Source organism: Streptomyces sp. NBC_00029, assembly GCF_045160505.1.
Taxonomy (GTDB): Bacteria; Actinomycetota; Actinomycetes; order Streptomycetales; family Streptomycetaceae; genus Streptomyces.
The window spans coordinates 727,924-753,983 of the sequence record NZ_CP108292.1 but is presented as its reverse complement, the minus strand read 5'-3'; the positions used below and the strand labels follow the sequence as shown (position 1 = coordinate 753,983).

Below are 26,060 nucleotides of genomic sequence, written 5' to 3'. Positions count from 1 at the left end.
GAAAAAACCAAACAAGTTCGAGCCCCGTTCGACGGAGGACCTTAAACGGCAAGCTAACCGGCAAAAGCTGATCTTCTGATGTTCGACGCCCCTTCGTGGGCGGAGCGGCTGGGCGGGGACCTCTTCCTCGCCCAGTCGTATTTCCGCTCCCACCTCGTCGTCCGCGGCAAGCCCGACGACTTCGCCGGCCTCGCTTCCTGGAGCACCCTCAACCAGGTGATCGCCACCCACCGTCTGGAGCCGCCCACCACCCGCCGGTCCGTGGTCTGGCACCGGATCCAGCCCGCTGAACTCCACGCCCGCATCCGCGAGGGCGCCTCCCTCGTCGTCGACTCGATCGACGAGATCCACCCCCCGATCATGGCCGCCGCCGAAGGCCTGGAGCGGTTCCTGCGCACCCCGGTGCAGGTGAACGCGTACGCGTCGTGGACCGCGGCGGAGGGCTTCGGGACGCACTGGGACGACCATGACGTTGTGGTCTGTCAGGTCGAGGGCGCGAAGCGGTGGCGGATCTACGGCCCCACCCGCCAGGCCCCCACCTGGCGCGACACCGAAACCCCCGACGCCCCCGAGGGCGACGCCGTCCTGCTCTCCCTGCTGCTCGCAGGCGAACCCCCGATGGAGCGATCCGCGCAGATGCAGGGCGCGATCGTCGTGGTTCCGCCCCTGGAATGGACCCAGAAACCACAGGATTCCATCACCCTGGTGCCGCCCAGGGCCGTGCTGATCCCCCAGCACTCCAGAAGCGTGCCGCCGACCCCCGAGCTACCAACGGACCCGGCTGCCACGACGCTGGCCCGAGGCCCCAACACACCCGGTGAGGAAAGAAGCAACCACCAGCGCAATGACCTCTTCGGCGACACCATCATGTCGCCACCGACAGGACCCGACGCTCCGGAACCGAGGCCCCTGGTCGCGATGGCACCCATGAACGAGGTATGCCCTGCGTGACCTTGCCCGTCCTGCCCGGACCTGACCTCTGGCACGGCCCTTCGCGGGCCGTGCCAGGGATTCGCCGCAGGCCCGCGAGCCGTCAAACCCGAACCGCAACCCTTGCCACGGTCGTTCGACAGACAGTGCAGGACGGGGGTCGTAGATGACAGCGCGCAGGAGCGGGTTTCACAAGTGAGAACACCGAACGAGCTGTGAAACGGTGCGTCCCGCCCGAGCCGGGGGCGGCTTCCCCTGCGCGTAAACCGGTTCCTGGGCCAGGTGGTGAGGGGGCGAGGGCTGGCCCTGACTGATATTCGGCCGACTGTCGGAGACATGGCAGAGATCCCCCTGAAGGCGGAGCAAACACCCAAGTTAAGGTTCCTTCCAGGGCGCTGAACAGCACTTGGGGGATGAGGAACATGGAATTGACCGGGGAGATAGCAGCCGTCCGGGATGGCAGGGGTGATCCGGCGCGGCTGATGGGTGAGTTCCGCCGGGCTGTATTGATTGTGCCCCTCGCTGTCCCTGCTGACGGTTCCGCCGCCTCCGCCGGCGCCCATGGGGGCCTGATGTCCGCCGTCCGGGGCGGTATTCGCTGGCTGTACGCGTTCACGGACGAGGAGGCACTGGCCCGGTTCGCCGAGGCGCGTGGCGCCGCCGACCGGGAGTGGCCGTACCTCTCCATTCTGGGCGCGCGACTCGTTGATGCCGTGGTCCCGATGGTCGACGGCCCTGCGGGCATAGCCGTCAACGTCGCCGACCAGGCCGGCTCGATGGTCTTCCCGCCGGTTGCGGGGATCGTCCCCGACGCGTGCGCCGTCGACGCCGTGGACGTGGCCTGATGGCGGGCGACGGGGACCTTGAGGTCTCACCGACAGCGGTCAAGAACATCCAGGACGGGCTGCGCGCGGCGATCTCGGAGCTGCGTGAGTCCTCGGATGCCGCCGGCGCCTCGCAGGGCGCTGGTTTCAGCGACCTTTCGATGACGGGAATGGAAGCCGGGCACGCCGGGCTGGCCACCGACTTCGAGGACTTCTGCGAGCGCTGGGAGTGGGGTGTACGCAGCCTCGTGCAGGATGCGAGCACGCTCGCCCAGTCCCTCGGGATCGCCGCGGGCACGGTCTGGGAGGAGGACCAGTACATGCAGGGTGCCTTCAAAGTGGTCGTGAACTCCGCGTACGGCAATCCCTATGCCAGTGAGGACGACATCGAGAAGAAGGCCTGGGGAGACCTCTTCCGGTGGGACGTCTACAAGCCGGACTACAGCGACGAGTCGTTCGAGAAGAGCGACAGGGACATCAAGGAGACCTGGTCGGAGACCAAGGACACGGTGACCTCCACCGGCAGGGTGCATTCCTTGAAGGATCTGCTGGACCAGGTGGACGGCAACGGGGGCGGTAACTGATGGGCTGGAGTGACTTCATACCCGACCCGGTCGAGGACTTTGCCGAGGACTTCGTCGAGGAAGCCGGCGACTCCATCGAGCGGATCGGAAACAAGACGGCCGGCCTGGCGGAGAAGGTAGGCCTCGACGACGCCGGCGACTGGATCCGGGACAAGAGCCGCTCCGCCGCCAACCGGCTCGGCGCGGACGTGGAGGAACTCGAGCTGGGCCAGACCGAGGACCCGAAGAAGCTGGTCTACGGCAGCGTGGCCAAGATACGGGCTCAGGTATCGCACCTGAACGACTTCACGGCATCCTTTGAGCAGGTCGGCAACGGTCTGAAGGGCATCGGGGAGCCCGACGGTCTCAAGGGCAAGTCGGCGGACGCCTTCCGGACGGCGGTGGCCAAGGAGCCGCCGCGCTGGTTCCAGGCCGCTGAAGCCTTCGGCAAGGCCGCCGACGCCATGGGCCGCTTCGCCGACACGGTGGAGTGGGCGCAGGGGCAGGCGAAGGAGGCCCTGGCGGACTACAACCACGCGAAGAAGGTCTCAGCAGACGCTCGCGACGCCTACAACAAGCAGGCCGAGGCCTACAACGATGCGGTGAAGGCAAAGAAGGACCACCTGCCACCGAGGCCGGTCGACCCCGAAGACTTCGACGACCCCGGAAAGCCCCTGATCGCCGCAGCCCAGGACAAACTCACCAGCGCCCGCAAGCAGCGCAACGAAGTCGCGGAGACGGCCCGTACGGCCGTCTGCGCGGCCCGCGACAAAGCCCCGAAGAAGCCCTCGTACGCCGAGCAGCTCAGTGACGGCATGGACTACTTCGACCTCGCGAAGACGCACCTTGCGGGTGGTGTCCTCAAGGGCACGGCCGGCACACTCAACTTCGCCCGCGGGCTCAACCCGCTCGACCTCTACAACATCACGCACCCCGCCGAATTTCGGACCAACCTGAACTCGACGGCCGCAGGGCTGCTCACCATGGCCAACGACCCGTGGGGCGCTGGCAAGCAGATGCTCGACGAGTTCATGAAGGACTCGAACGAGGGCGTCGGCAGGATGATTCCGGACTTCCTCGGCGGCAAGGGCATGGGTGCCGGGCGAAGGCTCGGCTCAGAGGCGAAGCACCTGGACGACACGAAGCCGGGCGGCAGCCGAGAGGATCACGAGAAGGATCCGAACCACAACAGCAACCAGTGTGGCGACAACGTCTGCGACGGCGACCCGGTGGACATGGCGACCGGCCGTATGCTGCTGCCGCAGACGGACATCACCCTTCCCGGATCGATGCCCCTCGTTTTCCAGCGCACCTTCGACTCCTCACGCCGCTCGGGTCGCTGGTTCGGTCCGACCTGGTCGAGCACGGTGGACCAGCGGCTGGAGATCGACGCGAAAGGCGTGGTCTTCAGCTGCGACGAGGGCAGCCTGCTGGCGTACCCCCACCCGGCCCCCGGCATCCCGGTTCTGCCGATGCACGGCCGACAGTGGCCGCTGGACCGGGTCCAGGGCGGCTACACCCTCACAGATCCCAACACCGGCAGGGTCTGGCACTTCGTCGATCACAGCGACGAGCTCGCGCTCTTGGCCCAGGTCGAGGACCGCAACGGCCGCTGGATCAGCTTCGAACACGACGAAGCGGGCGCCCCGACGTCGATCGTCCACCACGGCGGCTACCACCTGAAGCTCACCACGAGCGAGGGCCGGGTGACGGCCCTCCACCTCGCGGGAGCGGCCGCGGACGGCAGCGACCAGGAGATCCTCCGCTACGGCTACACCGACGGGCACCTGACTGCGGTCACCAATTCCTCCGGCCGGCCGCTGCGCTTCGACTGCGACGTGCACGGCCGCATCACCGCGTGGACCGACACCAACGGCAACCACTACGACTACGTCTACGACGACCAGGACCGCTGCACCTACCAGTCCGGCACCAACGGCCACGTCGAATCCCGGTTCACTTGGGGCGAGACCGATCCCGACACCGGCTTGAGGACGACGTCCATCACCGATGGCCTCGGGCACACGAAGCAGTTCGTTGTCGACGGGCGCTCCCGGATCGTCGCCGAGATCGATGCCCTGGGCGGGACCACCCGCTTCGAGTACGACCGCCACAACCGTCTTCGGTCCCGTACCGATCCACTCGGCAACGTGGAACGATTCACCTTCGACGAGGCCGGCCGTCTCACCACCGTGGTCAGGCCGGACGGACGGACCCTGAGCGCGGAGTACGACACGTCCGGACGGCCTGTGCGCACGGTGAGCGCCGATGGAGCGGTGACCCGCCAGACCTTCGACGACCGCGGCAACCGCACCTCCGTCACCACCCCGTCCGGCGCCACGACCCACTTCAACTACGAGGAGTCGGGCAATCTCGTCTCCGTCACGGACGCCTTCGGCCATGTCACCGTCGTCCGCAGTGACGGGGCCGGCCTGGAGGTCGAGCTGACCGACCCCCTCGGCGCGACGACACGGATCGCACGCGACGGATTCGGTCGGCCGGTCTCCTTCACGGACGCGTTGGGCTACTCGGCCCGGTTCCAGTGGACGGTGGAGGGGCATCTCGCCGGTCGCGTCGAGGGGGACGGCAGCGAACACTCCTGGACATACGACGGCGAGGGCAACTGCACAACCCACACCGATGCGCTGGGCGGGGTCACCACCTACGAGTACGCCGACTTCGACCTTCCCGCTTCTCGCACCGGCCCGGACGGGCTCGCGTACCGGTTCACCCACGACACCAACCTCCGGCTGACGCAGGTCACTAACCCACAGGGTCTCGTCTGGCAGTACGACTACGACCCTGCCGGGCGGCTCGTCACCGAGACCGATTTCGACCAGCGGACCATCGCCTACGGCTACGACCCGGCGGGCCGGCTGATCGCGCGTACGAACGGCATGGGCCAGAGCATCGGGTTCGAGTACAACCCTCTCGGGCAGGTCGTCCGCAAGGACGCCGCGGGGGCCGTCACCACCTTCGAGTACGACGTTTTCGATGAACTCGCCGTGGCGACGACCCCTGAGGTCACCCTCACGCGCCTGCGCGACCGCCACGGACGTCTCGTGGCAGAGACCGTCGACGGCCGGACGCTCACCTTCGAATACGACCTCCTCGGCCGCCGAACCGGCAGGAAGACACCGAGCGGCGCCGTCAGCTCCTGGACCTACGACCCGGCCGGACGACCGGAATCGCTCACTGCCGCTGGCCGCACGATGACCTTCGAACGCGACGCGCTCGGCCAGGAGGTGGTGCGCCGCGTCGGTGAAGCGGTCACGCTGTCACACGGCTACGACGTGATGGGCCGCCTGACCGAGCAGGGCGTCAGCAGCCACGGACGTTCGCTCCAGCGCCGCGGCTACGCCTACCGGGCGGACGGTAACCTGATCGGCATCGACGACGAGCTCGCCGGGCGTCGTCGCTTCGACCTCGACGCGGCCGGCCGGGTCACGGCGGTTCGGGCCGAGGGCTGGACCGAGCGGTACACCTACGACGCGGTCGGCAACCAGACCGATGCCTCATGGCCAGTAACGCACGCGCAGCAGGACGCGGCAGGCCCCCGCTCCTACAGCGGCACGCAGATCACCCGCGCTGGGAGTGTCCGCTACGAGCGCGACGCCCAGGGCCGGATCGTTCTCCGGCAGAAGACCCGCCTGTCACGGAAACCCGATACCTGGCACTACACATGGGACGCCGAGGACCGGCTGACCTCCGTCACCACACCGGACGGCTCCGTGTGGTATTACCGGTACGACGCCCTGGGCCGCCGTGTGTCCAAGCAGCGCCTGGCCGACAGCGGCCCCTCGATCGTCGAGCGGGTGTCGTTCGTCTGGGACGACAGCCTGCTGTGCGAACAGACGACCACGAGCGCGGCCCTGCCGCACCCTGTGGCGCTCACGTGGGACCACGACGGCTTGCATCCGCTCGCCCAGACGGAGCGGATCCTCGGACCTGACGCACCACAGGAACTGGTTGCCGAGCGGTTCTTCTCCATTGTCACCGACCTGATCGGCACGCCGAGTGAACTGATCGACGATGAGGGCAATCTGGCCTGGCGCATGCGCAGCACCTTGTGGGGCACGACCACGTGGGCCGCGACCAGTGCGACCTATACCCCTCTCCGGTTCCCGGGCCAGTACTTCGACCCGGAGACGGGCCTGCATTACAACTATTTCCGGCACTACGACCCGGAGGTGGCACAATACTTGACACCGGACCCTCTGGGCCTGGCTCCTGCACCCACACCTCGGTCCTACGTGTCCAACCCTCACACCTGGTCCGATCCGCTCGGCCTCAAACCGTGCAAGAAGAAGACCGAGGATCTCAACTGGAACGAGAAGAGCCGACCCACCTTCGGGCATACATTCAGTGAGCACGGAGCGGGAACGAAGATCACGCAAAGCCTCACGGACCGTGCCCGCTCCACAGGCAATGACCAAGGGCAGTGGCTGGACAACTCCAAGGCCGTAGAGTTTCTGAAGGCGCATCACGATCCGGATGGCGGCGTACGCGAAGTACCGATCCCACCGGGAATGGGGCAGGTCATCAAACCCGATGGTTCGATCGTGGAACCGACCCACGTCCGCATGGTTCCCAAACCTGACGGAACCTATAAAACAGCCTTCCCCATAGTGAAGTGATGGTGAAATGACCATGAAGATGTCCCTCACGTCCCCCTCGGTGGAATTGGCTCCCGACCTGGTGGAAATCGAATTCTCCGATAGCGACTACGAGTCGCTCGCGATGGATGCATGCCAGCTGCTCTCGGAAACCGATGCACGCTTCCTCGTTTCGGGGTTCGGCCAAGAAGAATGGCCGGTGAGTGTTTCGTACGATCTCTCATCGGTCATCGAGCAGCTCCCCCAGGCGATCGACAATCTGCAGTCGGGCCGTTCCGCCGAGATCGACCTCTACGGGCAGGGCATCGAACGGCGCCTGACCTTCACGCCCACCGGGGGTACCACGGAGATCCGCTGCGTCTCGGGCACCGCGTGGCGCCCGGATCCGGAGGTGGAGGTCCTGTCGCGGGCGGCAGCGCTCGAACTTCTCGCCGGCTTGGCCGCCGATTTTGGGTCCGCGCTGCGACGCGCCGCTCCCGAGCTCGCGATGGGAACGCCTTTCGCGAAATGGTAGCCGGGACTGAAGCCGAAGGGCCGCTTTCCCGGATCATCCGGATAACCGGCCCGTTCGAACCGGTCGAAGGCGGACCAGGACCCGGCGCACTGGCTGCCTCCGTCCGCAGACGCGGTGTGCCGGTACGGGGCCGAGTGGACCGCGACGAAGCTCCGCTGGGTCTCGCTGTCGATGAGCTGGAGCGGGACCGGCTCCTGGAGATCGCGGCCGGCTGCGGCGGCACCGACGTGGAGTTCACCCCCGCCCCGTAGCGATGTCGACGGACTGAAGGCTGCCACCCTGTCGGTCGGGTGGCAGCCCCATCGGCATGCCCGAGGCGCGAGCGGGGCGGCCGTGGCCGGTACCCAGTCTCCCAGGGACGGGGCGGGACGTCACCGCAGGGCCCTGGCTCCTTCCTCCAAATCCTCCTCGGTGCAGGGGTAGCCGCCCTCGTCCGGTTTCCGGCTGACGTCCGCGTACAACCGCACCTGCACCTCGGTCTCGCCCGGGGTGCGGCGCAGCCGGCACGGGCCGCTGGAGAGGAACAGCTCGGAGATCCGCTGCGCAGCTGTGACTGCGGCCGGCTCGTGGCCCCGGATCTCGATCGTCATGACGCTCTCGTCGCTCATGCCCTCGGCAACCCGCGAGCCGTGGAACCGGTTTCGCCCGTGCGTCAGGTGCACCCCATCGAGTGCTCCAGATCAAGGCCCGCCGCCCGCGACACGAACAACCACCAGAGGTTAAATCCAGAGGTAAGAAATACATGAATTCAGGGTTAAGGCGTGCTAGGGTTTGGGTATGCCAACCGAGGATGAGCTGTTCGCGGCCGTGGATGCCCTGCTGACCGGTGAGCCCGAGATGCCGCCGCCGGCGGAGCGGGCCCGGCTGCGCGAGGCGGCCGGTATCACCCAGGCCCGACTCGCCCAGGTCCTGCGGACCACGACCCAGTCGGTGAAGAACTGGGAAGCGGGCCGGTCCGAGCCGAGGCCACCGCGCCGTCAGGCATATCAGCGACTGCTGGACGGCTGGTCCGCCCAGCACCCCGCCCGCCCGAGCGCACCCGTGCCCGCCGCACTGCCCGGCAGGCCCGCACCGGCCGCCGCTGCTCCGGCTGCCCCGTCAGCCGCGTCCAGTAGTAACGCCGTTGCCGAGCCCGTGGTCCGTCCGGCCGCGACCTCGCGGCGCCCCGCCGCGAAGAAGGCGGCCAAGCCCGCTACCTCTACTCCCGCCGATCCCCGGTTCCCGCACGGCCCGCTCGCCGTACTGGATGGCGACGGCAGCGCGTACGGCGTGGACGGGATCGTGCTGGACTGCCCCGCCACCACCGTGGTCGAACTGGTCGAGTGGACGTTGAAGGAGTCCGGGCTCGGTGCTCCACGCCTGAACCGCAACGGCAAGGACTCCGACCCGCTTATCGTGCTCACCGCCGCGGCCGCCGTGAAGCTCGGCCTGCCCGAGCACCTTGAGGGCCGAGAGGAGCGCCGCTCCCTGCGTCTGGCGGACGACCACCTGGTCGTGAAGCAGGTCCGCAAGGCGAAGTGGCAGCTCACGCAGCGCGGTTTCGGCCCGTGGGCGCGCGTCTACCGCAAGGCCGAAGGCAGCGCGCGACAGTGCGTGCAGCTCGCGGTCCTGTCCTGGGACGCCCTCGACACCCGCTCCTGGCCGGGCGTCGCTGCCATGGATCCCGCCGACATCGCCCGCGTCCTTGGCGTGTACGCGCAGCGGGTCATCACCCCGCGCGGCTCGACGGCCGTGTCCGGGCTGGAGCTGATGACCGCCCTGCGCCCGCCCACCCGGGCCGTGCAGGAGGACGGGACCGGGGCCTGGGTGTCGGGGTACCACCCGGGCTCGCTGGGTTCGGAGCCGGTGGACCCGGCGCCTCCGGAGGCGATCGCCGAACACCCCGTCGTCGTCGGGACGGGCTGGAGTGGGGGTTTCCTGAACGAGGAGGCCTACCAGTGGGTCCGCGACCCCGCCCTCCTCTCCGACGCCGAGTGTCTGCTGCCGTACGCGGTCGGCCTGGACCTCAACACCGCCTTCCTCGCGGCCGCCGCCCGCCTGATGGTGGGCCTGTCCGCGCCGGACCACTTTCACCGGCCGGTTTTCAACAAGAAGATCCCCGGCTCCTGGCTGGCCGACCTCTCCCACATCGAACTCGACCCGCGCCTGCCCTCGCCGTTCACCCCGGACGGCACCCGGCCGACCGGTCCGGCCTGGTACCAGACCCACACCCTCGGCTACGCCCAGGAACTGGGCCACGACGTCCACCCCGTCGAGGCCTACCTGCGCCGCGAGACCGGCGCCTACCTCGACCCGTGGCACGACCGGCTCAAGACCGCATACGTCGACACTCTCGCCGACCTCGGCGTCACCGCCGACCTAACCGACGCCGACTTCCTCACCGCGATGGAGCACCACAAGCAGACCGACCCCGCCATGGCCGCAGTCCTCGCCGCGATCAAGGCCACGGTCAAGGGCGGCATCGGCAAGCTCCGCGAACGCCCCCAGGGCCGCACCTACCGCGACGGCGACCCGTGGCCCGCGATGCAGCGCCCGACCTGGCGCCCCGACATCCGCGCCGCCGTCATCTCCAAGGCCCGCGTCAACATGCATCGCAAGCTGACCAACATGGTCAAGCTCACCGGGCTGTACCCGCTTGCGGTCCTCTCCGACTGCGTCGTCTACCCCAGCCCCGGTGCATCCCCGCTGGACTTCCTACCGTACGCCGCGTCGGGCAAGCCGCTGATGGGCGGCTTCCGCCTAGGCCCCACCCCCGGCCTGGCGAAGCTGGAAGGGGTGCAGGAGATGGCCTGGGCGGTGGACCTGATGGAGAAGGGCCTCAACCCCGCCCGCCACATCAAGGGCGGCGACGCCGTCCTCGACGACGGCGAATAGAACCGCTCTGTGGCCTCTGGCGAGACGTGCCGGAGGCCACAGCCGACAGGCCGCTCAAGCCGCATGACCTGGCCCCCCCCGTTGAGGAGCTGAACCGCTGTGGGAGAGATCGAGGACGCCATCGTCCGCGCCGACCAGGAGGCCTTCACCAAGGAACCGCCCAAGACCCTGAAGGGCCGGATCAACTTCCTGCTGAAGCACCTCAAGACGACCAGCGCGGTCGCAGCCGAGCTCGGAGTCAGCCAGCGGTCGGTCGAGCGCTACCGCAAAGGCGACCGCAAGACCCCGCCCAAGACTGTCGCGGACCGTATCGACACCGCCGTACGCGCCCGCTGGCAGCCCGTGGTACGCGGCCGCCGCCGCAAGGACGCCGCCACCAGCACCGGGATCACCGTCGAGACCCGCGCCCGCTTCGGGTACACCGCCCCCGTCGGCACCACCGACGACGGCCGCGTCCGCCGCCTCACCGTCCACCTCCCCGCCGCCTACGCCCAACGCCTCTTCGACGCCCGCGCCCAGGGCGCCGCCGACCGCGACCTGCGCGCGATCGTCGCCGAGGGGCTCCAGGAGATCTACCTCAAGGACGGCGGAACCCGAGCCGACCAGCTCCGGGTCGAGTTCACCGACATCGACTACTTCGACGTCTCCTTCTGAACCCCACCGCCGGGCACACCCGGCAGCGCCGCACTGAGCCGAAGCACGAAAGTTGACACAGAAGCGGGCTTGTTGTCATCCGGAGAGCGGCTGGTGTGGGCGGGGCCGTGTTTTCGGGGCCGGTGCCCGGGCCGGCTGCCGGTCCGGGCACCCGGTCCAGATCTCTACTCCATGAACTGGAAGGTCCACGCCTGGCTTTGGTTGCTGACGTCGAGTGGCCTCAGGGCGATACGGGGCGGGAAGATCCGCAGCAGGCTGAGGTCCAGGGCCAGCTCCTCGCCGTCGACGGGGCCGCCGGGGACGACAACGTGGAAGGTGTGCGGCCGGTCGCTCTGGTAGAGCGCCCACTCACGGGGCTCGGGGTATCCGACGACCGGCTTGTTCATCTCCGGGTCGCCGTCGTAGGAGACATAGGTTTCGCTGCGGAGGTTGCGGATCGTGTAGTTGCCGTTGTCGAGTCTCTCCAGCTGCCACTCCTGCTCGCCGGGGTTGCCGGTGGGCGGCAGCAGGACAACGGGTGTCTTGGGTTCCGATGCCCCGTCCAGCAGCGTGAGCAGCTGTTCGCGAGGGCGGGTGATCGTGTAGGTGCCGTTCGGTACGGGTGCCATGGCCGACTCCACTCGTGTCGTGCGGCGCCCGTGAGGGTCGCCGCTGATCTTTTGGGCCAGGCGGATCCCTTCCCTGCCAACGTGCGACAGAGGGCCGGAAGGGCTCTGCGTCACCCTTCAGGAGTACAGCGAATGCGTCCCGGTGTTCGACCGTCTCCGTCCGTGGCCGTTGCTCTGCGGATCCCATGGCCGGTGACGGGTGGCGTGCCGAACTGGTGACAACTACGGCTCCTCACCAGGGCGAAAGCGCAGGTCGACAGCTGCCGCTGGTGCCACCTGCCGTGCGTCGGCACACCGATTCTTGCTCTCGCTCGCCGCCGCCTCGACGTTCTGTGGGCCCTCATCCGCGACCAACGCCAATGGACAGCCCAGCCACCGCAACCGGGCCTGACCGGCGCCGCATAACGCCGGCCAACCTGGCGAAGGTAGGTTGATCACCAGTTGGCTGGAGGCCGTGGGGAGGAGCTGCTGTGACAGAGATCGAGGTCCCGGGGCCTGAGGCCGACTGGCAGCCGGCTACGCAACCGCCCTATTACACCGGCAAGAACCCGGCCTACCAGTACAGCGTCTGGGAGCACTCCGCCCCGCTGTTCCAGATGATCGGAGCGCTGGCACTGCCAGTGCAGCCCGTGGCCCAGCGGCTGCGTCTGCGCGTGGAGCGGTCCTGGGACGGGCTGGACGAGCTCGATGTCGTTCTGTTCCGGCTGGAAGATTTCAGCTTCGCGATCAGCAAGCACGACGGCAATCCGCTTGGCGTTTCGTATGTCTGGCTCACCCAGCCGCACGAGCAAGCAGACAAGGCCCTGAACACCTTCCTGGAGGTACTCGGGATCGGCGAGGACGCCGTCGCATTCCGCGGAGACGCTCACGATTACCGAGCAGAGCGGATCGCCACATCACAGGATGCCGACTCTTCTGACGAAGTCTCTGGCGTCACCTTGCCGACCTCTCTGTGGGCACGGTTCCGGCGTGCCATCGGCATGACATCAGCCACCCAGTAAGCACCCTCGACGCTTGACAACGGTCATTGGGAATCAGTCACACCCGGCCATCGACTGCGACAAGAGCCCGCTGCTCGACGCCGTTCGCATCGCCGACGCGCTGCGCGGGAGCCCGCACATCCGTTTCGTCGCTCCGGTCGAACCCGGCGACGAAACAGTCTGGTTCCGCGACGCGGAGGGCATCGGCTACGAACTGTCCCTGACCACCGTGGAACCGATCCTCGACGCGCAGCATGTGGCCGATGCCTGGGATGCTGTCGCCGCCGCGATCGGCAACCACCCGGACTTCGTCTCCGCGGCACTGGCCAGGGAACGGGTGATCTTCGGAGCGGACCGTCTTGGCGCCGTCACCGCGCTCACCCGCACCGGCAACGAGTAGACCCTGAAGGTGACCGGCGCCCCACGCCCCGGCTACGGGAGGGAGTCAGCCGCCCCGGCCGCCGACGTCGCCTACGCCGCCGACCGCCGCCCCGAGCGACACCGACCGCGCGACGGCCGAACTCCTCACCTACGTCGCCGCCACCTGGGACAAGCAGGATCTCCTGCTGCGCCGCCACGCCCAGACTCTCGCCCGCACCCTGACCCGGTAGGGAGGGATCTGACGATGCCGGCTTCCGTACTCTCACGGCGCGCGTACCGTTGCGGTACGACCCGCCGCCGGGAGGAACCGTCCATGAGCGCCCAGCCCGACCACCACACCCCCGCCACCCCGTACGCGCCTGCCGCCGGGGCGCCGGCCGATCTGCTCGCCCAGCTGCGCGCCGACCGGCGCGCGGACACCTGGGTGCCGGCCTTCGAGGGAGAGTGGGCGGCCGCGCTGGAGGAGTCCCGCCGCACCTTCTCCCTCGCCGGGCTGTACGAGGTCGTCCAGGACTGGCAGGGACGCCTTGCCTCCGCCCCGGCCGTCGACGCGTTCGTCGCCTCCGGCTACGACGACAGCGAGTTCATCGACATGGCGGAGCTGCGGGGAAGGCGCCGGTGACCGCACAGCAGCCCTACGCGGTCCGCTTCTCCGCCCAGGCCGCGAAGGTCCTCGACACCCTGCCCGAGCACGCCGAGGACATGATGTGGGACATCCTGGACGCTGCCGCGGCCGACCCGTGGGGCTTCCGTCAGTGGAACGCCGACGACGCCGAGGGCGAGGACGTCCGTCATGCCTCCGTCGGCCAGCTCTCCCTCACCTACTGGGTGAACCGGCCCCTGCACCGTCTGTCCGTCTTCACCATCACCTGGCTCGGATAGCCCCACTCCCGCTGCCCTGCCACCCCGAGATCAGGCCGGGGGCGGGTGCCGTCGTTCTTCGGTGTCGCCGGGCGCGCCAGGGGTTGACCTGCCTTCGTATCTCGGCGTCCGGGGTGCGCAACCGGTGGTGCCTCTGGTCGTTGAAGGGCTGGGACGCACACCGCTCCGGGGGCTCTTTCCGTTCCCCCGGGTCTGCCCGGGGCGGGCCCGATTCCTGGCACCTGACGTGTTCTGCCCTGCTGGGCGCACCGCGGTGACGGATGTTGCCGCGTGTGGTGGTGGCGTCGGGTGTCAGGACTGTCCCCTGGGGGCTGCTTTTCGGCCCGTGCTGGTGGTGGCTGCCTGTTCGACGGTTAGGGTCGTGATCAGCTCGCGCCGACAGGGAGTGCGCGGGCGAGGCCCGGTGCCCAGAGCGCTCTGGGGGCATGCAGTACCACCGGGCCGTCCCACACGTCACCGGCCGCCCAGGCCAGGGGAGTCGGGTCGCCGTCCGTCGGGCCGCGACCTGGGTCGCACCCCGAAACCCACCTGCCCGGTTCCAGTCCGCCTCCAGCCCGCTGAGTAGGCCCCCGGTTTCCCGGTCCGGCGCCGGCGGGTGTGCGCCCTGTCGGGGAGGGGCTGTGAGAAGGGTGGTCTCGTCCCGTTCCCGGGCGCGTTGAGCCCGGCGTGTGGCATACCGGGATGCAGGCCCCGGGCGAGGGCTGCATCGGGCAGTGAAAGGGGATGGTGGACGGTGCGGGTGGGGCAGGCGAGGGAGCTGATCGGCCAGGCGGTGACGGACGCAGTGCGTTCCGGGTTCGAGACCTGGTTCGACGACATGGACTACGCGACGCGTCCGGCCCCGCTACCCGCGTTCCGGGCCGGGCGTGAGCGCGCGGGCCATGATGCTTCCCGCGTGCCTGAGGTGCCCCTGGCCCGGGTGGAGTCCACCGTCACCGACGGCGAGCCGGGGATGTTCTTCACCTACAAGGTCGAGTACGGCGACGAGCCGCTGGTCCAGCTGTCCGTATCCCGCACGTGGGCACGGCAGGTCGCCGGCGCCGGCTGGGCGGTCGTGGACGGCCTGCCGGTGGTCGACGTCCTGGAATGGGACGACCACGTCACACCCCGCCGCCCCACGCGGGTGCAGACCGCCCTGATCAGTGCCGACTACGACACCCGTATGCACGGCTGGCGCGCCCACGCCGACACCCGCACCTGCCGCGTCGCCTGGACCGGCGAGGGCACCGCATCGATCGTCATGCCCTGGGACGAACCCTCCGCGGCGTGATCACAGCCATCGGGCTGGTGCCCAGAACGCGGATACCACGCGTACCTCCCGCCGGCCCGAGCCGGATACGACGTTCAGCCCGCGTCGAGGACGAAGCCACCCGGCGGCGACCGGTTCAAGCGGAAACGTATTCTCGCTGTTCATGACGTTGCGAAGCCGGTGGTGGGGTGTGTCCTCCTGGATGGCGTGGGCGAGAGGTGCTGCGGCGCCGTGGCACGAAGCGGCTCTAGAGGATGCCCACCGCCTTGTGCAGGAGGGCTCGTTCGAGGCGGCGGAGGGACGGGCGCGGGCTGTCATCGCGGTTCGTGAGCGTGTGCGAGGGCGTGATCGGCGGCCTGTGGCTGTCTGGGAGGGCAGGTACTACGCCACTGTGGCGGCGGTCCTCCATGGGCGTGGGGCAATGGTGCTGGCTGAACTTGAAGGCCTGATCGCCGAACTGGAGCAGCTGACCGGCGCGAGGCGGCGGCTGCTGCTGAGCGCCCGGATGTTCCGTGCGTGGGTGCTGGTCGATGAGGGACGGCCGGCTGAGGCGGAGGCCGAGGCAGAGTATGTCCTGCGGGCGTTGACACGGACCATGTACGTGACCAATGTCTGGGAGCTGGAACTGAGTGCTCTGGTGTGCCTGGGCGATGTCCTGTGCGCGCTGGACCGGCACGAGGAGGCGGAGACGATCGCCCGCGGGCATCTGCCGCGGGCCGAGGGGCACCTGGCGGCCGGTCTGCATCTCCTGCTGCTTCACAGTCTGTCGGGCCAAGGGCGCCATGAGGAGGCACTGGCCGAGTCCGGCAGACACTCCCCCGAGTCGTCGCGAAGCCGCGCCGGAGCGCACGAGCTCGCCACCGCCGTGGCCCTGCACGGCCTGGGCCGCCACGACGAGGCGAAAGAAGAGGCCCAGCGGGCGCTGACCGCCTGCGAACCCTACCTCCATCCCAGCCACCCTCGGGTGGGCGAGATCCGGGCGCTGCTCGCCCACATAGCCCCGGCCTGACATAACGGATGCCGGGCGCGCCTGGTAGGCGCGGTTGACACCCCGCAGCCCGGCGCCCACCAGCACCCGCCCTGCCGCCAGAAGGCACACAGGCCCTACGCAGCCAGGCCGGTCGCCGGTACCCGCGGTGCTGAAACGATCGTCCTCGGCGGGGCTGCCCTGCCGTTGACGGGATGCGCAAACTCTTAGTCGGCCCGGCGGCTTTCGCCGCGGTGCTGCACTTGGCGCCGGGCCCGGTGCGTGCTGCGGTGGCGGCGCCGTGCATCGCGAAGTGGGGAGAGTGATGCCACCGAGGCGCGTGAGGACAGCTCGGTCGATGACGGTGAGATCCGGTGGACCGCGAGCACGGAGTACAAGGCCGAGTACTCCCATGCCAACCTTGCGTGGTCGTATCCGGGGGCGAGGATCAGGATCGCGCCGGATGCGGCGACGACCGTCAGCGACTGAACTACGAGGACTTCTCCTACCCGCGGAGCTCTGCGGCCGGGGAGGCTGACTACTGGCGGAGCGTGATCGCGAAGGCCCCGCCGAAGCCCGTCTGCGACGACACCGTCAGCTAGTGCCGGAGCAGGCAATGTCATCTGGTGAAACCACCATGCCGACGACCGGCGCCTACGAGCCGTCGTGGACAGGGTCAACGTCGCCTGACGCAGCCGCACTCCGACGGAACAACGCGGTCCACAGGAACGGCACGCCGAACAGTGCTGACTCAGGGGGTTCCTCGCGCATGCGGCGCAGTTCGACCTCTACCAGGTCGGAGAAGATCCAGCGCAGCGATTCGGGTGTGTAGGCGAGTCCGCCTTGCAGCTCGCGTTCACGGTAGAGGTCAGCGTCGGTGAGTTCCGACCCCATTCCCGCCTCGCCGGCGGCGAAGCTGGTGAGTGCGAAGTGGCCGCCAGGTGCGAGGACGCGGTCGAGGAGGGTCAGGTAGCTGACGCGGCGGTGCGGCGGTAGGTGGTGGAAGCACCCTGAGCGACTCCAGCCTCGTGAGCCCGGTCCTCGCCCCAGGCGACGGCAACGGGAGAGAGGTCGACGGCGTCCACCTCGAAGCCGCGCGCTGCGAGGTACAGAGCATTGCGGCCCGGCCCGCATCCTAGGTCCAGGGCCCGCCCTGGAGCGATCAGGCCGTGGTCGAGGTAGGCGGCCAGGTTCTCGTCCGGCTTCGCCGCGAAGAACGGGACGGGTCTTGACCGGTCGGCGTAGAAGCGGTCCCAGAAGTCCTTGCCGTCGCCGGTCGCCGTGCGGCCGGCGTCGGGTTGAGATGTGAAGAGTCCGTCCAGGAGCGCGAGAACGTCCTCGACGGTGCGTACGGTCCGGTCCATCCGGCCCCCTTTCGACCGACACCGATGATAGGAACGGCGGGGATTGAAGGCCAGGTCAGACGACATATGGCGATGGGTGGAGTGGGCTGCTGCGGCACCCGCAGCACGCAGGAAAGGAACCCATCCAGACCCCGACCCGACATTCACCCAAAGTCCCATCAGGGGGCAGGAAGGGACCATCCTCGGCCGTGCCGGGGAAACTATTCCGACGAGTTTTGATGCGGCACGAGCAGGGGAAGGACGGAAGGCCCCGCCGCGGCCGCTGCTGTGCCACCGAGGGCGCGGGACGGCCGGGGAGAGCACTCTGTCCGGGTGGGGCTCACGCTTCGCCCCGCGCGTCAACGCCCGGCCGCACGCGGACACAGGATGCAATGGGGACTGCTGTGGAGCCGCCCTTCGGACGGGCCGCTCCCGGCCCCCGTGGCGCTGTCGACCGCGGGCAGGAACGGCAGCCGTCACACGTCGCCGGTCATCGCCCCGGTCGACAGCATCCAGCTGCTCCTCCCACCCGGCCTCTGCCCGCACCGCACGTTGATGTTGGACAGCTGCGGCACCGCGCGCCGGCGTCTGCCTGCGCGGCTTGCGGTGACCATCCAGCCCGGTCCCGGCAGGCGTGTACAGCATCGCGAGCTCGGCAGCACCCATGACCACTGCGACCAGCCGTGCCAGCTCCGCCGGACAAGAGCGAGGCAGCCGCACCTGGTCTCGGTGTCTGCCGCGCTCTGCTCCCGTCTACCGGGGCGGGGGATTCCCCGTCGGTGCCGCCGTAGCCCGACGAGAGCCCAGTAGCCTGTCCCGCTTCGCACGCTCGGGCCGCTCCGGGCACATGGCCCAACATGATCAGCTGAGCATTCGTACTGTAGTGAGACGGATGTTATTCAAGGGAACAGAGTGGATACCTTCCGATCCATCCCCTGTTGTTCAAGGGTTCTTCGCCTGGCAGCATAGGGGGCCTGGCTGAAATCTATGCTGAGGTATGGATGCGATGCTTCCTCGTAAACCCCTGTTCTCCGCGATTCTAGCGGTAACCCTGCTTTTAGTGCTTCTGGCCTCAGTGTTCAGATTGATCGAAAACCGCACGCAAGCCTTCAGTGCAGCGTCGGTACTGATCTCTGGAATTGCCCTAGCTGGCGTCGCGATCTCGCTCACGCTTCAAGGGCAGCAGACAAAGGCCGCCAGAGATGAACGAGACAGGTCGACCCATAGGCAAATGATCTATCTGACTATGGGGGATCGTGCTCTGGCAGAATGCCTGGAACCCCCCAACAGTCCGATGCCCTTCGAGCGGTACCGGCAGATCATATTCGCCAATCTGATCATGGGCAGGTGGTACGCAGCATATCAACTGGGAGACGTGGACGACTCAACTCTCAGGTATACCCTGGAGCGGCATTTTCGTGGTGAGATTGGGAGATTGCATTGGGAATATGGCGGCCATGACTGGCTTCGCGGCGCCATAGGGGGGAATCGGCGAAGGGCTGCAGCGTTCGCTAAAATAGTTAAAGAGAGTTACGATGCTGCCGTCAATGCCGGGCCTGCAATGCCAGCAGCTGACTACTTCACCAACGGAGAAGCCGACTTGGACCCCCAAAATCCCTGACAGTCGGCAAAGAACCCAGCGGACAGGGCCCTTTGGGCGGCGGGTTCGTTGAACACGCCGACGGGGAAGGGAGCAGCGCGATGGACAGCCGTGCGACCGTCACGACCACCGCGACGGGACTGGAGTGGCAGTCGGTGGCGGCGGGTGGGGCTCTGCACGGGGTTGCTGCTCTCGCGGCCGCCCTGCAGGAGGGCAGGTGGCCGGACGCCCGCCACGCGGTCACCGACCTGCGCGAGGCCCTCTTCCGGCTCGACGCGCTCCTGCCCCCAGCCAGGAGGCAGGCCAGGACCACGACCAGGATCTGAAGGGCTCGGCGAACGCGGACTGCCGGACACACAACCAACCCTGTGGCCACTGCGGACCCGAACCCGCCGTGGCCACAGGAACCGGGAGACGACCCCTTCGCCGGCCTGTGAAAGTCCACGGCCAGCACCGTCTGCCCTCTCGATCGACACGGCGGAACCCGAGAACAGACCCGAGGCACACCGGGCACCCGGGGTGTGAGCAGGCCGTCGGCGTAGCGGCCCGCGGTGCGGGCAACGCTCGCGCCGGTCCACGCTGCTCCGACGACTTCGCGGTAGTACCTGTCGATGACGATGTCGTACAGCGCGCCCCTGCGCCCGCCGTGTTCGCCTGGGGTTGCCGCGCGCCGGCCAGCGGCATGAGCGTGTCCGTGCCGCGGAGTCGGCAGGGTGCGCCCCGCTCCGCGTCCGTCCCCCGGCCGGCCCGCGGGCCGGCCGGGGGCTCCCCGGAACGGCCCGTCCATCACCGTCCCGGGGAGCTCCCCGGGACGGTGATGGACGGGCCGTTCCGCGCTGGGGCTCCTGAGGGGCACGGCGAGCGGGGATACGGGCCCATGCTCGACCCCGAGCAGCGGCTGGGCGCGGTGACGTCGCCGTGGTGTCTGCCGGGTCACCCGCCCACCCCACCCCGGCACGACCCGAGGCGCTCCTGATGGTCTGCGGGAGAGTGGCAGCGGAGTCTCGTCAGCCGGCTGCCAGCGGTGTAGCCCCAGCGACCTTGCGGTTCTGACAGGCCGTGACGCACTGACGCCGACACGAGTGAGACGACATTCTTACGCCCACCATCAGCGGAGCGTCGCCCCACGTGCCGGGGACGACGCTCCGTCCGGGTGGGGCTCACCCCGCCCCCGCGCGTCAATGCCCTGTCTGACCCGGCCGAGGGGTGCAATGGCGAGTGCGGGGAGCCGCCTCCGGCCGGGCTGCTCCCAGCCCCCGTGGCGCTGTCGACTGCGGGCAGGAAAGGCAGCCGTCACACGTCGCCGACACTGCCCCGGTCGGCAGCACCCAGCGCTGCGCTCCGGTCCTGCGGGTCAGGTCAGACGCAGGTCGATCCAGGGCACTGTGTCGCTTTCGCGCAGCAGGTAGCGTTCGATCTCGGTGAAGCCGTGATGCTCGGCGAAGCGCAGTCCGTCCGGGTTGGAGGCCAGCACCACGGTCTCGATGACCTGGGCGTCCAACGCGCGGGCCTGGCCCAGGGCACGCTGGTAGAGGCAGGTTCCGAGGCCGCGGCGGCGGTACTCGGGCAGGATGCGGGCGATGACCGTGGCGGTGGCGCCGTTGTCGTCGGTGGGCGGGCGCACGGTGGTGCAGCCGACCAGGACGTCGCCGAGGTAGGCGACCTCCATACGGTTGCGGCCGGTGCGGGCACGGACGTCGTCGAGGGACAGCACGTCCCCGGGGATGATCAAATTGTGGACGTACTGCCAGTCGTGGATCGAGGCGTCGTCGTCCACCCCTTGGATGCGAAGGTCGGTCATCGGCCCAGCAAACCGGTGCGCGCCGCAGCGCGTCAACCGCGATTGCTGTGTGGGGAATTGCAGGTCAGGGCCGCGAACGGCGGTGCAGAGGGAGCGCGGGACCTGCCCGGTCGGTCACGAAGTCTCTGGGGCGAGCCGTGCTCCGTCCTGGCCGGTGCCGGGGTGGAGTACGGGACAGGCCCCGGTCCCCGGTCACAGGACGCAGTACAGCCGGGGCCGCCCCAGCCGTAGGGGACCGGCTCAGGCGCGCTGCGCTCCGGCTTGCGGGCGGAACGCGTGGTCTCCAAGGGGATTCGTGATCCGTCCCGGCACCGACGCCGAGCGCCTGGTCGCCTTCGGCGCGGCCACGGGACGGGCGGCATCAGCGCGTCGCGGCCGCGGAGCTCACCGGCTGCGTCGCCCGCCCTTCCCGGAAGGGCTGCCAGCGACGCGAGGCCGCCGCGGTCACGTGCTGGTCAGGTGTGGATGCGGCTGTTGGGGCCGTCTTGGTCGTCGGCGGTGTTGTCGTTGAACCAGTGGTTGCCGGTGGCGAGGTAGCGGAAGGAGTGGGTGCCGCCCTTGGGGAGTTCCACGGTGACGCCCGCTGAGCCTGGCCGTCCCGCGGTGACCGGCCGCCGCAACGGGTGACCTGGACCCCTTCACGCGCGACCTCATGGCCTCCTGGAACCATCAAGTACTACTCGCAACCCACCGAGCCAGCGTTGTCGCCGACCTCGGAATCGGGCATCTCGGGGGCTTGCGCGCCGACGTCGTGCACAAGGCACAGGTGGAGATGATGAAAGAGATCGGAACCGCAAAGGGCCTGGCCCTCGCCATGATCGACCTCCTACGAGACAACCGGCCTCGACCTCCCCGGACTGAGCGCGAGGGCAGAGCGCCGAAGCCGGCCCGAGGGGTTCCCCGGCAGCACTGACACGGTGCGGCTCGGGGGACGCCCCGAGCCGCACCGTGTCAGTGCTGCCGGTGCCGGGCGCGGCGGGTAATTCAGGTGGCAAGCCCCTTCACCTTCCGGCGAACCTGCTCGCCTACCTCTCTTGGAAACCAGCAGCCTTGCGGCCTCGACCCAGTTGGTGATCCCGCGGCGGCTGCGCCACACAGCCACTGTTCACTCGTCCGCGGTCAGGGTCCCCAGGATCTCGATCAGGCGCGGGTCCTCGAAACCTTCGAAGGCGAGGTCGACAGCCGGCTGTCCGGCAAGCACGTCGTGCAGGGTCATCGCGTCGTTGCCGAGCGGGGCGTCGAGCAGGCGCACGTACCTCCGCAAGGATTTTCTGCCTCCACGGGCACGGCGAGAACCGTTGAACTGTCATATGCCGGTATCGCAGGTTTGATTGTCAAATCATGAGTGACAGCTAAAGCTGTCACTCATGACTTCTGACAGTGAGAACGACGTCTGGGTGGACGTCAACACGATCCGCACCCCCGCCTACTCCGAGCCGACCGAGGACGACGTGCTCGCCCTCCAGGATGCCGTGGCCGAAGCCGCCGACGCGATGGCCTGGCGGATCTCCGAACGCGCCCGCGCCCACCGAGCCGCCGACGGGGACGCCCCCGACCGCGTCGTGCTCTCCGGCGACTACCAGCTGACCCTGCTACACGCGCTCCGCCAGACCGCGGCTGCCGTCGAGAAGCGGGCCGCCGTCGCCGCGAAGGTCGCCGGCCTTCAAGGCGCCAGCTACACGAAGATCGGCGAGGCCTGGGGCATCAGCCGCCAGTCCGCCCGCGTGAAGTGGCCCGACGCTGTCCCCTCCCGCGCCGACCTCCCCCAGCCGCCCGTCACCGTCCAGCACGCCGGCGGTACCGCTGCCGTGCTCCACCACCAGGCCACCGACCACTGGATGTTCACCGCCGTCGCCGCCGACGGCACCCACCACACCAGCGCGCCCGATTACCCCACCACCACCGCGGCAGCCGACGACGCGAAAGCCTGCCTCGCCGAGCACACCACGAGCACCGTCGCGTGGACCTGCGCGCACTGCGAAGCTGAGAACGGCACCGCCCACCCCTCCGCCTGCGCGTTCTGCAGCACCCGGCGGACCGCCTGATGTGGGCCTCGGTCGTCGCCGTCCTCGGAACCCGCGCCGGAGCCCTGACCGCCGGACTCCTCCAGCACCGCTCCGCCCGCACCGCGCGCGCCGAGCAGCGCGCCGACGGCCACCGCCAGGACCAGCTCGCCGCCGTCACCGAGTTCGCTGCCGCCCTCGACGCGCACCGCTCCGCGATTTTCCACCGTGAGCGCCTCACCCTGACCAGCGCCGGACCGGAACCGGAGCTGGCAGCGCAGACACGGTCCCATGAGACCCGCGCCGCGATCACCGCGCCCCACATCCGCCTGCAGATCTTGGTCCCCGAACTGGCCGTCCCCGCCCAGCAGGCCGCAGATGCCACCTACGCGCTGCGCAAGGCCACCGACCGGGCCGACCTGGACGACCGGCGGCACGCCGCCAAGGAGGCCGCCACCGCCTTCGTCACCGCGGCCGCCGCACGACTCGGCCCCCACGGGCGTTGACAGCCGAACCCGCTCCCCGGCCCGGCCTGCGCGCGATCGTCGCCGAGGGGCTTCAGGAGATCTACTTCAAGATTATCGGATAGACCCTCCTCAGCGACATCCGCTTCGAGTCGTGCAACGGGGTATTCCCCCTGGTCTTTTTGGCGAGGGTGGAGGGTCGGATAGTGCCGGGGCCGTAGCGGGCACGGGCCCGGTCGGTGACCGCTTCGATGGCCAAGGCGCGGTCGTCGCCGGTCCCGGTCATGTCCCGGAAGGACGTGACTTGACGGGACGGAGCAGGGGTGCTGGGTGACCGAGAGGAGGCACCGACCCGGAAGCCGGGCCAGGGACGCCGGAAGGCCCGGCTCCCCCCGAGGGGGAGCCGGGCCTTCCGTGATGCTGAGCTCAGCGCAGCGATCAGGCCTCGTAGACCTCGTTCATCAGCTGCTGCTGCTCCGCCTGGTGGCGCTTCGCGGAGCCGACCGCCGGCGACGAGCCGTGCGGGCGCGAGATGCGCCGCAGGCGCTCGCCCGCCGGGACGTCCGCGCCGACCGCCAGGTCGAGGTGGTCGATCAGGTTCAGCGCGATGAACGGCCACGCACCCTGGTTCGCCGGCTCCTCCTGGGCCCAGATGTACTTCGCCGCGTCCGGGAACTTGGCGTGCCAACGGACGGCGCAGAGGCTCCTCGCCGCAGCCGGAACCAACCCCGAGGGCTGACGGACCCGTCAGGTCAGAGGACGATCCCGGGCCGCAGAAACTGTCGGGCCCCGCGCAAGGTGGTGCGCAGGCCTCGCTGGGTGGCCCGGCTGTCGAGGCGTACGTCGATGGCGCCGGCCGCGAAGCCCGCCTCGTCTTCATCGCCCACTCCATGGGCGGCCTGGTCACCTACGCCGCACTCAGCCACGGCGGCGACCACGACCTCGCCGACGACACCCGCGGCGTCATGACCCTGGGCACCCCGTTCCAGGGCTCCGTCGTCGCCGCCAACATCCTCAACACCCTCCAGGGCGCACCCCTGCCCCTACCGCACAACCGCCTGGCCGCCGCCGCCACCATGCCCGGCGTCCACGACCTCCTGCCCCGATTCCTCTGCCTGGAGGACGGCCCCACCGTCCGCACGCTCACCCCTGCTGACGTTGCCGACCTCGGCGGCGACAAAGAACTCTTCGCAGCCTCCCAGGACTTCTTCGCCCGCCTCTACCGCCAGCCGCTGCCCCACCACCGGCCCATCGCCGGCATCGGCCAGGACACCGTCCAGTCCCTGCAGCTCCACGCAGGCGTCGTACACGCCTCCGAATACTGCTTCCGCGAAGACAACAACGGCGAACTCAAGCGCGACAGGCACGGACGACCCCTGCGCTACCCGGCCAAGGGAGACGGCACTGTCCACCGCGTCTCCGCCTCACCCGTCCGCCGCGCGATGCCCATCTACGCCCAGCACGGTGCGCTCGCCAGCGGTGAGCAAGCCCGTCGCACGGTCGCCGACTTCCTCCTCGAGGACGACCACCTCGGACCCGACCAGGCCGACGACGGCCTGGGCCTGAACGTGCCCGACTACGTCCACCCCCGCACCAAGTGGGATCTCGCCATCACCGGCACCAACGAACCGGCCGGAATCGAATGCACCGTCTCGGCCATCGACGGCGACTACACAAAGTCCGCCCGGGCCCAGGCCGACGGCGACGACCGGCTCCGCGCCACCCTCACCGTCCCCGACACGGGCCTGTACCGCGTCACCGTCCGCTCCAACCACAACCACACCCTGACCCAGCTTGTCTTCGCGGGCCCGGACAGCGTCGGATACCTCGACGAGTAGCAGCAGAGCGGAGGCGCCGGTCGAGCCCGTGCACAGTTCCGGAGCACCTGGGATTGTCGCTGCGGATACAGGGCTCAACCGGTGAAGCCCCGCCTGCACTGCCAGACGGCGTCACCCTGCAGGCGCGGGGAAGTCGTCTGGCACCGACTGCCGATCCAGTTCGAATCCGGCCTCGTGGCTTGCGAAGCCCCATCAGAAGCGACCACCCCAGATCGCGCGCCAGTTCTCTTTCGTAGACGAACTTCGCTGCCGCCTGCTCTAGTTGGTTTCGTTCCCGCTCACGCCGGGCGCTTCCGAAGAGCGCCTGTTTCTGCTGCGTCCGTAGCGGGAGTACCCGCATCGTCACGGTGACTGAAAGAGGAAAACGGTGAAGCACCCCAAGACCAGAGTCTGCTCGGCCAAGAACGCTTTGAGGGCCCTTGCGGTCGGAGTATCCGCAGTCGGCCTGACCCTCACGTTGGCGGGCTCTGCCAGCGCACAGCAGCAGGTATGGACGTGGTCCGGGAACAAGATCGCGGTCGACAACAGCCCTGGAACCGGCGCCTCGTGGGCCTGGGTCAATGACGAGATGGCCGACCAGCGCGGCGTCTGCCTGCTGCTGAACTTCCAGAAGGTCAACGACGTCTACCTCTGCGACAGGAACGGCGCACACAACGAAGCAGCCTCCGAGTCCTACTCCGAGAATGTCTTCGGGGACGTTGTGGAGTTCCGGGCATGCGAATACGTGGGTGACACGTGGACGTCCTGCTCGACCTGGACGTCCGTGTAATGACGACCGCTCCTGAAGGGCTCTCCCTGAGCCCTTCAGGAGGATCCATCCGACCACTGCTGGCAGTGAGTAGCACAGTAGCCGCCCGAGGCATGCGGGCGGTTGCACGGCGGGGCGTTAAAGGGGCTTGTGGGATACGCGCCAAAGGGGCAACAAGATGATCTTGAAGCCCTGATCCGCTCGGATTGACGTGCGGCGAC

At 68.8% G+C, this 26,060-nt stretch carries 25 protein-coding genes and 3 pseudogenes; 21 read left to right on the top strand and 7 right to left on the bottom strand.

What is annotated here, in order from left to right; all coding sequences use genetic code 11:
- The first annotated feature begins 78 nt into the window (after positions 1 to 78).
- From OG753_RS03705 to OG753_RS03680, 6 genes and pseudogenes are all read left to right on the top strand, one after another.
- Positions 79 to 951, top strand: coding sequence for a JmjC domain-containing protein (locus OG753_RS03705; protein WP_405787114.1), 873 nt, complete (start codon positions 79 to 81; stop codon positions 949 to 951).
- 392 nt (positions 952 to 1,343) lie between these two features.
- Positions 1,344 to 1,775: an SseB family protein gene (locus OG753_RS03700; protein ID WP_405787113.1), complete on the top strand. Its 432-nt coding sequence runs from the start codon at positions 1,344 to 1,346 to the stop codon at positions 1,773 to 1,775.
- Positions 1,775 to 2,338, top strand: a complete 564-nt coding sequence (locus OG753_RS03695; RefSeq protein WP_405787111.1) for a hypothetical protein — start codon at positions 1,775 to 1,777, stop codon at positions 2,336 to 2,338. Before OG753_RS03700 ends, OG753_RS03695 begins: the two co-directional genes overlap by 1 nt.
- Positions 2,338 to 6,954, top strand: coding sequence for a putative T7SS-secreted protein (locus tag OG753_RS03690; protein ID WP_405787110.1), 4,617 nt, complete (start codon positions 2,338 to 2,340; stop codon positions 6,952 to 6,954). The genes OG753_RS03695 and OG753_RS03690 overlap by 1 nt, the downstream gene beginning before the upstream one ends.
- 7 nt (positions 6,955 to 6,961) lie before the next feature.
- On the top strand, positions 6,962 to 7,447 hold the full coding sequence (locus OG753_RS03685) for a hypothetical protein (protein WP_405787108.1): 486 nt from the start codon (positions 6,962 to 6,964) through the stop codon (positions 7,445 to 7,447).
- A 48-nt stretch (positions 7,448 to 7,495) separates the two neighbouring features.
- Positions 7,496 to 7,698: pseudogene (locus OG753_RS03680) on the top strand (HNH endonuclease); the annotation flags it as partial.
- Positions 7,699 to 7,818: 120 nt separating this feature from the next.
- On the opposite strand, the gene OG753_RS03675 reads toward OG753_RS03680, so the two are convergent.
- On the bottom strand, positions 7,819 to 8,055 hold the full coding sequence (locus OG753_RS03675) for a DUF6207 family protein (protein ID WP_405787107.1): 237 nt from the start codon (positions 8,053 to 8,055) through the stop codon (positions 7,819 to 7,821).
- Positions 8,056 to 8,224: 169 nt separating this feature from the next.
- Between OG753_RS03675 and tap the strand changes: the two genes are divergently transcribed.
- Together tap and tpg are read left to right on the top strand one after the other, a co-directional pair.
- Positions 8,225 to 10,321, top strand: coding sequence for a telomere-associated protein Tap (gene tap / locus OG753_RS03670; RefSeq protein ID WP_405787106.1), 2,097 nt, complete (start codon positions 8,225 to 8,227; stop codon positions 10,319 to 10,321).
- A 99-nt stretch (positions 10,322 to 10,420) separates the two neighbouring features.
- Positions 10,421 to 10,975, top strand: a complete 555-nt coding sequence (gene tpg, locus OG753_RS03665) for a telomere-protecting terminal protein Tpg (RefSeq protein WP_405787104.1) — start codon at positions 10,421 to 10,423, stop codon at positions 10,973 to 10,975.
- A gap of 164 nt (positions 10,976 to 11,139) precedes the next feature.
- On the opposite strand, the gene OG753_RS03660 is transcribed toward tpg, so the two are convergent.
- Positions 11,140 to 11,583 carry a hypothetical protein gene (locus OG753_RS03660; RefSeq protein WP_405787102.1) on the bottom strand — a complete coding sequence of 148 codons (444 nt, stop codon included), beginning with the start codon at positions 11,581 to 11,583 and terminating at the stop codon, positions 11,140 to 11,142.
- A gap of 470 nt (positions 11,584 to 12,053) precedes the next feature.
- On the opposite strand from OG753_RS03660, the gene OG753_RS03655 reads away from it, so the two are divergent.
- From OG753_RS03655 to OG753_RS03625, 7 genes are all read left to right on the top strand, one after another.
- Positions 12,054 to 12,584, top strand: coding sequence for a hypothetical protein (locus tag OG753_RS03655; protein ID WP_405787101.1), 531 nt, complete (start codon positions 12,054 to 12,056; stop codon positions 12,582 to 12,584).
- A gap of 13 nt (positions 12,585 to 12,597) precedes the next feature.
- Positions 12,598 to 12,963 (top strand): hypothetical protein, encoded by a 366-nt coding sequence (locus OG753_RS03650; protein WP_405787099.1) that lies wholly within the window; start codon positions 12,598 to 12,600, stop codon positions 12,961 to 12,963.
- Between the two features lie 294 nt (positions 12,964 to 13,257).
- Entirely contained in the window at positions 13,258 to 13,566 is a 309-nt protein-coding gene (locus OG753_RS03645; protein ID WP_405787098.1) for a DUF6247 family protein, read from the top strand.
- Positions 13,563 to 13,826 (top strand): hypothetical protein, encoded by a 264-nt coding sequence (locus OG753_RS03640; protein WP_405787096.1) that lies wholly within the window; start codon positions 13,563 to 13,565, stop codon positions 13,824 to 13,826. The genes OG753_RS03645 and OG753_RS03640 overlap by 4 nt, the downstream gene beginning before the upstream one ends.
- A gap of 895 nt (positions 13,827 to 14,721) precedes the next feature.
- On the top strand, positions 14,722 to 15,096 hold the full coding sequence (locus OG753_RS03635; RefSeq protein ID WP_405787094.1) for a hypothetical protein: 375 nt from the start codon (positions 14,722 to 14,724) through the stop codon (positions 15,094 to 15,096).
- A gap of 403 nt (positions 15,097 to 15,499) precedes the next feature.
- Positions 15,500 to 16,084 (top strand): hypothetical protein, encoded by a 585-nt coding sequence (locus OG753_RS03630; RefSeq protein WP_405787092.1) that lies wholly within the window; start codon positions 15,500 to 15,502, stop codon positions 16,082 to 16,084.
- A 383-nt stretch (positions 16,085 to 16,467) separates the two neighbouring features.
- Positions 16,468 to 16,644 carry a hypothetical protein gene (locus OG753_RS03625; protein WP_405787091.1) on the top strand — a complete coding sequence of 59 codons (177 nt, stop codon included), beginning with the start codon at positions 16,468 to 16,470 and terminating at the stop codon, positions 16,642 to 16,644.
- Positions 16,645 to 16,696: 52 nt separating this feature from the next.
- Here the strand turns inward: OG753_RS03625 and OG753_RS03620 are convergent.
- Positions 16,697 to 17,406: pseudogene (locus OG753_RS03620) on the bottom strand (class I SAM-dependent methyltransferase).
- 976 nt (positions 17,407 to 18,382) lie between these two features.
- Between OG753_RS03620 and OG753_RS03615 the strand changes: the two are divergent.
- Positions 18,383 to 19,006, top strand: a complete 624-nt coding sequence (locus OG753_RS03615) for a DUF6082 family protein (protein WP_405787089.1) — start codon at positions 18,383 to 18,385, stop codon at positions 19,004 to 19,006.
- An 80-nt stretch (positions 19,007 to 19,086) separates the two neighbouring features.
- Positions 19,087 to 19,311, top strand: coding sequence for a hypothetical protein (locus tag OG753_RS03610; protein ID WP_405787087.1), 225 nt, complete (start codon positions 19,087 to 19,089; stop codon positions 19,309 to 19,311).
- A 1,028-nt stretch (positions 19,312 to 20,339) separates the two neighbouring features.
- Here the strand turns inward: OG753_RS03610 and OG753_RS03605 are convergent.
- Positions 20,340 to 20,786, bottom strand: coding sequence for a GNAT family N-acetyltransferase (locus tag OG753_RS03605; protein ID WP_405787085.1), 447 nt, complete (start codon positions 20,784 to 20,786; stop codon positions 20,340 to 20,342).
- Between the two features lie 1,105 nt (positions 20,787 to 21,891).
- Positions 21,892 to 22,050, bottom strand: a complete 159-nt coding sequence (locus OG753_RS03600) for a hypothetical protein (RefSeq protein WP_405787083.1) — start codon at positions 22,048 to 22,050, stop codon at positions 21,892 to 21,894.
- Positions 22,051 to 22,153: 103 nt separating this feature from the next.
- On the opposite strand from OG753_RS03600, the gene OG753_RS03595 reads away from it, so the two are divergent.
- A complete protein-coding gene (locus OG753_RS03595) occupies positions 22,154 to 22,831 on the top strand; it encodes a hypothetical protein (protein WP_405787082.1) in 678 nt (225 codons plus the stop codon).
- Positions 22,831 to 23,295 (top strand): protein kilB, encoded by a 465-nt coding sequence (locus OG753_RS03590; protein ID WP_405787080.1) that lies wholly within the window; start codon positions 22,831 to 22,833, stop codon positions 23,293 to 23,295. The genes OG753_RS03595 and OG753_RS03590 overlap by 1 nt, the downstream gene beginning before the upstream one ends.
- A gap of 396 nt (positions 23,296 to 23,691) precedes the next feature.
- Here OG753_RS03590 and OG753_RS03585 read toward each other — a convergent pair.
- Both OG753_RS03585 and OG753_RS03580 read right to left on the bottom strand, forming a co-directional pair.
- Positions 23,692 to 23,934, bottom strand: a pseudogene (locus tag OG753_RS03585) (hypothetical protein); the annotation flags it as partial.
- A gap of 71 nt (positions 23,935 to 24,005) precedes the next feature.
- Complete coding sequence (locus OG753_RS03580) at positions 24,006 to 24,140, bottom strand: hypothetical protein (RefSeq protein ID WP_405787079.1); 135 nt, start codon at positions 24,138 to 24,140, stop codon at positions 24,006 to 24,008.
- 3 nt (positions 24,141 to 24,143) lie between these two features.
- Between OG753_RS03580 and OG753_RS03575 the strand changes: the two genes are divergently transcribed.
- Both OG753_RS03575 and OG753_RS03570 read left to right on the top strand, forming a co-directional pair.
- Positions 24,144 to 25,091: a hypothetical protein gene (locus OG753_RS03575; RefSeq protein ID WP_405787077.1), complete on the top strand. Its 948-nt coding sequence runs from the start codon at positions 24,144 to 24,146 to the stop codon at positions 25,089 to 25,091.
- Positions 25,092 to 25,548: 457 nt separating this feature from the next.
- Positions 25,549 to 25,860 carry a hypothetical protein gene (locus OG753_RS03570; protein ID WP_405787076.1) on the top strand — a complete coding sequence of 104 codons (312 nt, stop codon included), beginning with the start codon at positions 25,549 to 25,551 and terminating at the stop codon, positions 25,858 to 25,860.
- Positions 25,861 to 26,060: the final 200 nt, after the last annotated feature.